We start from the raw sequence: 8,607 nt of genomic DNA, 5'->3' as shown, positions 1-8,607 counted from the left end.
GAAGCGCCCCCGCTTCAGCTTCGGCACCGTGGAGGCCCTCGTCTCGAAGCCCGAGGCCCACCGCGAGGAGCTGCTCCGCCGCTTCGTCGCGCGGGTGCGGGAGCTCGCCACCGCCGCGGGCTCTCCGGAGGCGCCCCTCCGGGCGGTGGACTGCTCCGTGCCCGGTCCGGTGGAGCAGTCGCCCGTGTCCCTCGAGGAGGTGGGCCTGTCGCTGAACGTGGCCTGCCGGCTCGACGTGGTACGCGGCGGTGAAGCCCGAGACGACGAGGGCAGGCCCTCCCCCTGACCTTCGCTCACTCCATGCGGAGCACGGCCACGTCGGGCTCGGTCTTCTTCGCCGGCCCCCGCACCACGGTGAGCTGCCCGTCCTTCGTCGCGCACGTGGCCTCCTGGGGAGGCACCCCGCGCACCGGGTTGAGCGTCTCGGGCCGGCCGAACTTCACCGCGCTCGTGGCGAGCATCCGCTCCTGCTTCTTGCCGCTATCGCTGTCGCTGTAGACGACGCTGATGCCCTTGAAGGGCGTGGGCAGCTTCACCTTCAAGCGGTAGCCGTGCTTGTCGGCCATTTCGGCGCGCTCCACCTGGAGCGTCTGCTTGGGCGAGCCGAAGGCGGGGAACACCTGCCCGTCCACCAGGCGGATGCCCCACTGCGAGGGCAGCTGCGCTGCCGTGGGCTTGCCACAGCCGGTGAGCTCCTGCGGCGCCTGGGGGGCCAGCCACAGCTCGACGTGGTCATCGTTGAGCCACTTCGCGCTCGGGCCCGTCCATTTGTTGTCCCGCACCTCGACGAGCAACGTGTCCGGCGCCACCAGCAGCGCCTTCAGCCCCGCGTCCTTCGGGTCGTCCTGGGTGCCCAGCAGGAAGTTGCCCGCCTCGAAGCCGCACTCGCCGAGCCCCGCCTGCTTCCACCCCTCCTGGAGGAACGCCTTGTCCACCTGCACCTGGGGCAGGTACGACAGGTTGCGCTCCCCGAGGGAGGGCTCTCCCGGCTCGCACTCGGGGGCGGAGCGCGTCACCTCGCCGCGCAGCGTCTCGAAGTTCCAGAACTCGCCGTCCTCCTTCATCTCTCCACTCAGGGACGGAGAGGCGGTGCGCAGCGTCTCGCTCGTCAGCCGCAGGGAGGAGAGCTGCAGCGTGCGCGCGGTGGTCCACCGCTCCCGGCTGCCCCCCGTCTGCTCGTGGGTGAAGAACTCGTCGCTCACCGTCACCGTGTCCTGGCCCACGCCCGCGCCTCCGTAGCCGTCATTGCACACGGACACCAGGAGCTGGGCGGGCTGCGTGGGGCGCATCAGCCACCACTCGGCGGCCTCGCACTGGCCCTCCGCCCGCGAGCCCTTCGCCTTGCGCCCGCCCGGACCGAACTTGCGCCCGAGGAACTGGCTCGCCGTGTCGATCTCCGCCCACCCGAGCGACAGGTGCTTCACCTGTTGGGAGCGGCCCTGCGCGTCCTTGCCCGCGTCGAGCGTCTCCACGACGCGGCAGGGCTCGCGCTTCGCGCACAGCGGGTCCGAGGAAGAAGCGGGCGGAGCGCCCAGCAGCGACAGCAGCAGCACGGTACCGGTAGCGTTCATGGGGCGCAGCTTGCCCCAGCCCCTGGGCTCGTTTGAACCCTCTTCCTCATGCGCGGCCACCACATCACCGAGGAGCTGCGCAAGGCGCACCCCGGCCTCGCCGTGCCCCTGGACAGCCAACGGCCAGGGGAGCGGGCGGTGAAGGAAAATCTCCTCTCCGAGCGGTTGAAACCGCAACGGTCCCTCGCGCCTCGCTCGTCGACGCGCCCGGGCCCTGCTCTCAGGAGGAGCTGACGTGGAGACATCTCTCCCACCGGAGCAATACCGGCTGCTCGTCGAGCATGCCCCGACCATGGTGTGGCGCGCGGGACTGGACGCCGTGTGCGACTACTTCAACGCCACCTGGCTCCACTTCACGGGGCGCACCCTGGAGCAGGAGCAAGCCAACGGGTGGGTCGAGGGCGTCCACCCGGACGACGTGCGCCGCTGCATGGACATCTACCTGTCGAACTTCGAGCGGCGCCAGGCCTTCGAGATGGAGTACCGGCTGCGGCGCTACGACGGCGTCTACCGCTACATCTTCGACCGGGGCGTGCCCTTCACCGATGACCAGGGACGCTTCGCCGGCTTCATCGGAAGCTGCGTGGACGTCCACGAGCGCCGCGAGGCGGACCGGGCCAAGGCGTCGTTCCTCGCCCTCGCCGCCCACGAGCTGCGCACCCCGCTCACCTCGGTGAACATGTACCTGGAGGCGCTGCGCCGGCAGCTCGCGGGGGCGGACGCGGCGGCGAGTGGTGCCTTGAGCCGGATGGGCGCGCAGCTGGAGCGCGTCTCCACCCGGGTCCAGGAGCTGGAGGACATCGGACGCCTCAACGCGGACATGCCGCTCGTCCTGCGCAAGGAGGAGCTGGAGCTGGCCGGGCTCGTCCAGGCCGTCGTGGCGCGCCACCGCGACGCCGACACACCGCGGGCCCGAGGACGGCAGCGCCACGCCTTCGAGCTCTCCCTCGCTCCGGGCACGTACCCGGTCCTGGGGGACCGCCAACGCCTGGAGCAGGTGGTGAACAGCCTGCTCGCCAACGCGCTCAAGTTCTCGCCCCAGGGAGGCACCCTCCACGTCGCCCTGGCGCGCGAGGAGGGCGGCTTCGTGCTGTCCATCGCCGATCCGGGCATCGGGATTCCCGCCGCGGACATCCCCTCGCTCCCCCGGCGCTACTTCCGCGCGAGCAACGTGTCCCCCGAGAACTTCCCGGGGCTCGGGCTCGGACTGTCGCTCGTGAAGGAGCTGCTGGACGCGCACGGGGGCCAGCTCCGCATCCAGAGCACGCAGGGCCAGGGGACGATCGTCACCGTCGTGCTCCCCCAGGCGCGCCCCGAGGTGCGACCATGAAGCGCGTGCTCGTGGTCGACGATGACCCGGACATCCTCGACTCGCTCACCCTGCTGCTGGAGGCCACCTACGCCGTCACCCCCGCGGAGGACGGCGCCGTCGCGCTGGAGCTCGTGGCCCGGCAGGAGTTCGACGCCGTGGTGCTCGACCTGATGATGCCCGTGCTCGACGGCACCCAGTTCCTCGAGCAGTTGCGCGAGCAAGGCATCCAGGTGCCCGTCATCCTCATCTCGGCCCACCGCGACCTCGATGAGACCCACCGCCGGCTGGGCGCCTTCGCCGCGCTCCGCAAGCCCTTCAACATCCTGGAGCTGGAGCAGCGACTCGAGGAGGCCCTGTGAGAACGGGCGACGCCGTCCTCCAGGGCCTGACCGGCGATCAACCCGCTCAGGGCAGCAGCGCGGGGGGCTCGCCCTCCAGCACGCAGAGGTTGGTGCTCTCCTCGCAGAAGATGGGGAAGGCCGGGTCCAACGACGAGCCCGCGCGCGGCAGCCTGCACACCTCCGGGTCACGCACCGTCACCGGCTTGCCGTCGGCGCCCGGCACCTGCCTCTCGCACTTGATGGCCGGGAACACGCCCACCGCCGTGTAGGTGGCCAGGCAGTCCCCCTCCGAGTAGCTCAGCTCCGCCGTCCACTGCGTGCCCGGAATGGCCGCCTGGCTCTCGATGCGCAGGTTGCTCCACTGGTAGCGGAAGTCCGCCATCGTGCCGGGGTCCACCTGCCGGGCCTCGGACATGCTCGGCACCGCGCACACCCCGCCCTCGCCGGGGTACTCGGTGGTGAACGCCCCCGAGGCCGTGACGGAGTGCGCCGGGTCCTTCCCCTCCAGCGCGGCCAGCTCCGCCGGCTTGAGCACCAGGGTGGGCGGCACGCCCGAGCCGGGCACCCGGAAGGCCTGCGCGCCGATGATCTCCGCCTTCTTCCGCGCGCACACGCCCGTGCCCGTCTTCAACGTGTAGCGCACGGCATGATCGCCGCGCCCCACCGTGCACTGCGGCGGCTGCTGCGCCCCACCGCACGCTCCCAGCCAGGCCGCGCACCCGAGCGGCAGAATCCACGCAAAGGCTCGATGTGTCTTCATGATGTGTGGCTCCACGGGACTAGAAGGAGAGACGCGCGCCGAAGCGGATGCTGCGGGGCGTCTGGTAGGAGAGGGGCTTCTCGTAATTGGGGTTGACGGTCACGGCCCTGTCGGTGCCCCGGACCTTCAGCGTCTGGAGGTCCGCCTCCGTGCCACCCACCAGCGCTTCCACGTTGTCGAAGGTGTAGTTCTGGTCCACCGCCGTGACGGCCTGGAAGTTGAACAGGTTGAAGCTGTCCACCGTCAGTGCCGCCGTGACGCGCTGGCTGAGCTTGTAGTTGACGCCCAGGTGGGCATCCACGGTGTGCACCCAGGGCAGCCGGCCACCGCTGCCGCGCGGCAGGATGAAGGTGAAGCCCGTGCCGTAGAGGTACTGCGCTCCCGTCACGTTGATGGGCGCGCCCGAGGTGCCGCGGTACGAGAGGCCCAGGTTGAGGCTCGCGGTGGGCGAGAACACGAACTCGCGGGCGCCGAACACCTTGAGGGCGTGGGTGCGGTCCAGCGGCAGCGGCCCCTCCTTGTTCAGCATCATGGACTGGAGGTCGAAGTCCGAGGTGACGTTGGGCGCGAGCTGGTTGTTGTCCGGGCGGTAGAGACCCGAGTAGTTGCCGCGCAGGGAGGACCAGGTGTAGCTGGCCTGGGCGAGCCACTGATCCGCGAACGCCTTGGTGAAGTAGACGCTGACGGCGTCGTAGTCACGCCGGGCCTTGTCGAACTGCGAGGCGATGCCCCGACCGGGGTTGCCGATGAAGTAGTTGGTCGTCTCGTTGATCGACATGTCCTCGATGACGTCGTTCATGTAGCGCCGGGTGTAGCTGGCGCCCAGGCTGGCACGGGGGAGCACCTCGTACTCGCCGCCGAGGACGAGCTCATCGGAGGACTGGGGCTTCAGCTCGGGGTCCACCGGGCTGTTGATGGCGAACGTCTGCGTGTACTGACGGCTGATGCCGGTGCTGGTACCGCTCGGCACGGGCACGTTGCGCGGGTCCCGGCACTCCGTATAGGGCGCGGCCTGGGTGAGCGGATCACACCCCGGGCTCCCATTGATGGGCGCGCGGTTGCGCGTGGCGCGCACGCGGGTGATGTTGGAGAACTGCGAGTTCACCATGGCCAGCACGGCGTTCTGGTAGTAGCGCGCGTAGCTGGCGAAGAGCTTCGAGCGGCCCTGCTGCGTCGGGTCGTACACGAGCCCCACGCGCGGAGAAATCTGGTCGGGCAGCGTGAAGGCGAGGGCACCGCCCGTGCCGTAGATGTTCTGCGTGTCGTAGCGCACGCCCGCGTTGAGGGTGACGCGGTCCAGCACGCTCCAGCTGTCCTGCACGAAGGCGCCCAGGGCGTTGGCGCGGGTGGAGGTGGGGATGGACGGCTGGATGACCACCTGGTCCGGACCGATGAGGTAGCCGAACGAGCGGAAGTCCGTGAACGTCGTGCCGTCGGTGGACTCGTTGTAGAGCACGCCGCCCGAGTAGGCACGCGTGTCGCGGTTGGTCATCACCTCCACGTCGGCACCGACCTTGATGACGTGGTGGCCGAGCGCGTTGAGCAGCAGGGTGCCCACGGCGTTGGCCTGGTAGCGGTCCACGGTGCGATCCAGCAGGAAGCCGGGGCCGCCCAGGAAGTAGCTGGCCACCGGGCAGCGCACGGCGGCCTCCGGGTTGGCGGGGTCACACGCCGTGCCCTCCAGCGACTCATAGGCGCCGAGCGGGGTGGAGCGCCGCATCTCGAACTGGGGCACGCCGGAGTAGCCCGCCGCCTTGCCGATGCCGCTGCCATCCACCGGGAGGGTGGAGTCGGTCTGGTGGTGCCAGCCCACGTTGGCGTCGAGCAGCACCCGCTTGTCCAGGAAGGACGAGGACAGCTTGAGGGAGAGGTCGCGCGCGTCGGACTCGTAGGCGTGGGCGAGCGCCTCGTAGCGGCCGTTGAGGTTCTCCGTCTCGACGGCGCCGTTGTCGAGGTTGTAGCCGAAGCGCCCGTTGCCACCGGAGCTGGACGGCGTGCCATAGGCCGACAGGGTGAGGGTGTGGTCGGGGTGCACCTGCCAGGTGAGCTTGCCGATGTACTGCACCGAGCGCTGGTCGGCGAAGTAGCGCTGGAAGGTGTTGGGGATGCGCTCGAACCGGGAGAAGCCGTTGCTGTCCTTGGCGGGCTTGCCGTCCTCACCCAGCACGTAGGCGTTGTAGTTGCGCTCGAGCGAGCGGCGGGTGAAGGAGGGCGCCACGCCCGCGTAGAACCAGACCTTGTCCTTGAGGATGGGGCCGCCCAGCGCCGCGCCGAAGTCCCCCAGGTTCCACAGCCGCTGGTCGGTGCTGATGACGGTGCCCTCGCGCAGCACGCGCGTGGGCGTGCCCTCGAGGCCGCCGGGGGCGAGGTTGCCGAAAACGGAGCCGTGGAACTCATTGGAGCCGGACTTGGTGACGGCCGTCATCACGCCGCCCGTGGAGCGGCCGAACTCGGGCATGAAGCCACCGGTGATGACGTTCACCTCCTGGATGAACTCGATGGACAGCGGCGTGCCGAGGATGCCGAGCGCGGGGTTGCCCGTGGACAGGCCGTCCACGAGGAAGCCGTTCTCCGGCGACGTGGTGCCGTTGAGCGACACGCCGTAGGCGTCCGAGGTGGCACCGGGGGCCAGCTCGGCGAGGCTCTCGAAGGAGCGGCCAGCGGAGCCCTTGGAGCCGGGGCGCACCACGGCGAGGTGGTTCACCAGCTCCTTGTCCACGCTGATACCGGTGCGGGTGGAGCCCACGTCCACGGAGGGCGGGGCGGCCACGACGAGCACGTTCACCGACATGGTGTCGGGCAGGAGCTCGGCGTTGTAGCGGATGGTGCGGTTGAGGAGCAGGGAGACGTTGTCGCGCGAGTAGGGCTGGAAGCTCTCCTTCTCGAAGCGCAGCGTGTAGACGCCGGGTGGAAGCTGCGACAGTCGGTAGAGACCCGTGGCGTCGGTGACGGCGATCTGCTCTCCCTGGAGGTTGGGAGAGGTGGCGGTCACCACCACGTCCGGGACGGGTTGCTTGTTGCTGGCATCCACCACCGTGCCGGTCAGCACGGAGGTTCCCTGCTGCGCCAGCGCGGATGGCATCCACATGCACACACCGAGCGCCAGCACCGCCGCGAGGACGCGCGTCTGGTTGCTCTCGAAACGTCTGTTCAAAGGAAGTTCCCTCTGTCGGGCGCCCGCCCGCTCCATGCCGGCCGGCGCCATTGTTCCGGGTGCTACACTGTAATTCCGTGAAAAAACAAGGGAGCCCCGCCGAGGGCTATCCTGGGGCGCATGTTCCTCAAGGACGTCGAGACGCACGAGGGTAGCGGCCACTACGCGGAGCTCATCCGCCGCAGCCGGGGACAGGGAATGCCCCCCATGGGCCTCTGGCACCTGCTCGCGTTCAAGCCGGAGATGACGACCCCGCTGGCGCAGTTCACCCAGGCGGTGATGCGCGGCCCCTCGCCGCTGTCGTCCGGGATGCGCGAGCTGATCGCCGCCTTCACGTCGCGGCGCAATCACTGTGTGTTTTGAACGGGCTCTCACGCCGCGGTCGCGGCGAAGCTGCTGGGAGACGAGCAGAAGGTCCAGGCCGTCCTGGATGACCCGCGCACCGCCCCCATCCCGGAGGCCGAGCGGGTGCTGTTCTCCTTCCTGGAGAGGGTCAACCGGGAGTCGGAGCACCTCACCCAGGAGGACGTGGACGCCGTGAAGGCGGCGGGCTGGTCGGACGAGGCCCTCTACGACGCCATCACCGTCTGCTCCTTGTTCAACTTCTACAACCGGTGGGCCGATGCCACGGGCGTGCGCGAGCACCCGGTGGAGCTCTACCAGCGGAGCGCCGAGCGGCTCGCCCAGGGCGGCTATGTGCCCCCCACCCCAGCGAGCCCTCCGCCCGACACGGAGCGCTAGGCGGGCTGGGGTTCTCGGCGGCGACCCTCGCGGCCGCGTCAGGGGGCGCGCGTCTGCCGGACCCGGCGCCGCACGGCCTCGCCAATGGCCGCGAGCGGAAGCACCTCGTCCACCGCGCCGCGCTCGATGGCCGCGCGCGGCATGCCGAACACCACACTGCTCGCCTCGTCCTGGGCGATGGTGGCCGCTCCCGCCTGCCGCATCTCCAGCAGCCCGTCCGCACCGTCCTCGCCCATTCCCGTCAGCAGCACTCCCACCGCGTTCGCCCCCGCCGCGCGGGCCACCGATTGGAACAGCACGTCCACACTCGGCTTGTGCCCCGAGATCCGGGCCCCGTCCAGCAGCTCGACCTTGTAGTGCCCACCGCTGCGCCTCACCCGCAGGTGCCGGTTGCCCGGGGCGATCAGCGCCCTTCCCCGCTGCACCCAGTCCCCGAACTCCGCCTCCTTCACCTCGATGCGGCAGATTTCATTCAGGCGTCTGGCGAAGGCGGACGTGAACTGCTCCGGCATGTGCTGCACGATGATGATTCCCGGGCAGTCCGGGGGCATCCGCTCCAGGAGCTCCCGCAGCGCCTCGGTGCCTCCCGTGGAGGCCCCGACCGCCACCACCTTGTCCGTCGTCACCGTGAGCAGCGAGGGCGCCGTCCGCTCCAGGGGCCCCGGCGCCTCGCGCGGCAGGGGCCCGCGCCGCACCAGCCGGCCTCGCGTCCGCGCCGCGTTGCGGAG

9 protein-coding genes are annotated in these 8,607 nt (G+C 70.2%); 5 read left to right on the top strand and 4 right to left on the bottom strand.

Annotation, left to right across the window (positions count from 1 at the left end; genetic code table 11):
- The coding region (locus tag VF697_RS27215; protein WP_331099643.1) for a hypothetical protein at window positions 1-286 on the top strand (286 nt) is incomplete at its 5' end.
- A 7-nt stretch (window positions 287-293) separates the two neighbouring features.
- Here the strand turns inward: VF697_RS27215 and VF697_RS27210 are convergent.
- Window positions 294-1,571 carry a hypothetical protein gene (locus VF697_RS27210; protein ID WP_331099642.1) on the bottom strand — a complete coding sequence of 426 codons (1,278 nt, stop codon included), beginning with the start codon at window positions 1,569-1,571 and terminating at the stop codon, window positions 294-296.
- Window positions 1,572-1,806: 235 nt separating this feature from the next.
- Between VF697_RS27210 and VF697_RS27205 the strand changes: the two genes are divergently transcribed.
- Entirely contained in the window at window positions 1,807-2,901 is a 1,095-nt protein-coding gene (locus tag VF697_RS27205; protein ID WP_331099641.1) for a PAS domain-containing sensor histidine kinase, read from the top strand.
- Window positions 2,898-3,242 (top strand): response regulator, encoded by a 345-nt coding sequence (locus tag VF697_RS27200; protein WP_331099640.1) that lies wholly within the window; start codon window positions 2,898-2,900, stop codon window positions 3,240-3,242. Before VF697_RS27205 ends, VF697_RS27200 begins: the two co-directional genes overlap by 4 nt.
- Window positions 3,243-3,288: 46 nt before the next feature.
- Here the strand turns inward: VF697_RS27200 and VF697_RS27195 are convergent, their stop codons facing one another.
- Window positions 3,289-3,984, bottom strand: a complete 696-nt coding sequence (locus VF697_RS27195) for a hypothetical protein (protein ID WP_331099639.1) — start codon at window positions 3,982-3,984, stop codon at window positions 3,289-3,291.
- A gap of 19 nt (window positions 3,985-4,003) precedes the next feature.
- On the bottom strand, window positions 4,004-7,072 hold the full coding sequence (locus VF697_RS27190; RefSeq protein WP_414641345.1) for a TonB-dependent receptor: 3,069 nt from the start codon (window positions 7,070-7,072) through the stop codon (window positions 4,004-4,006).
- A gap of 186 nt (window positions 7,073-7,258) precedes the next feature.
- Here VF697_RS27190 and VF697_RS27185 point away from each other — a divergent pair, with 186 nt between their 5' ends.
- Both VF697_RS27185 and VF697_RS27180 read left to right on the top strand, forming a co-directional pair.
- Window positions 7,259-7,501, top strand: a complete 243-nt coding sequence (locus tag VF697_RS27185) for a peroxidase (RefSeq protein ID WP_331099637.1) — start codon at window positions 7,259-7,261, stop codon at window positions 7,499-7,501.
- A 105-nt stretch (window positions 7,502-7,606) separates the two neighbouring features.
- Window positions 7,607-7,879: a peroxidase gene (locus tag VF697_RS27180; protein WP_331099636.1), complete on the top strand. Its 273-nt coding sequence runs from the start codon at window positions 7,607-7,609 to the stop codon at window positions 7,877-7,879.
- Between the two features lie 38 nt (window positions 7,880-7,917).
- Here the strand turns inward: VF697_RS27180 and VF697_RS27175 are convergent.
- The coding region (locus VF697_RS27175; RefSeq protein WP_331099635.1) for a chemotaxis protein CheB at window positions 7,918-8,607 on the bottom strand (690 nt) is incomplete at its 5' end.

Origin of the sequence: Archangium sp., assembly GCF_036388035.1 — a bacterium.
Taxonomy (GTDB): Bacteria; Myxococcota; Myxococcia; order Myxococcales; family Myxococcaceae; genus Archangium.
This window is presented reverse-complemented; position numbering and strand designations above follow the sequence as displayed.

Coding starts and splice junctions, on each gene's coding strand:
- VF697_RS27190 (WP_414641345.1), bottom strand. CDS start 7,072: ATGTGGATGCCATCCGCGCTGGCGCAGCAGGGAACCTCCGTGCTGACC.
- VF697_RS27210 (WP_331099642.1), bottom strand. CDS start 1,571: ATGAACGCTACCGGTACCGTGCTGCTGCTGTCGCTGCTGGGCGCTCCG.
- VF697_RS27195 (WP_331099639.1), bottom strand. CDS start 3,984: ATGAAGACACATCGAGCCTTTGCGTGGATTCTGCCGCTCGGGTGCGCG.
- VF697_RS27200 (WP_331099640.1), top strand. CDS start 2,898: ATGAAGCGCGTGCTCGTGGTCGACGATGACCCGGACATCCTCGACTCG.
- VF697_RS27185 (WP_331099637.1), top strand. CDS start 7,259: ATGTTCCTCAAGGACGTCGAGACGCACGAGGGTAGCGGCCACTACGCG.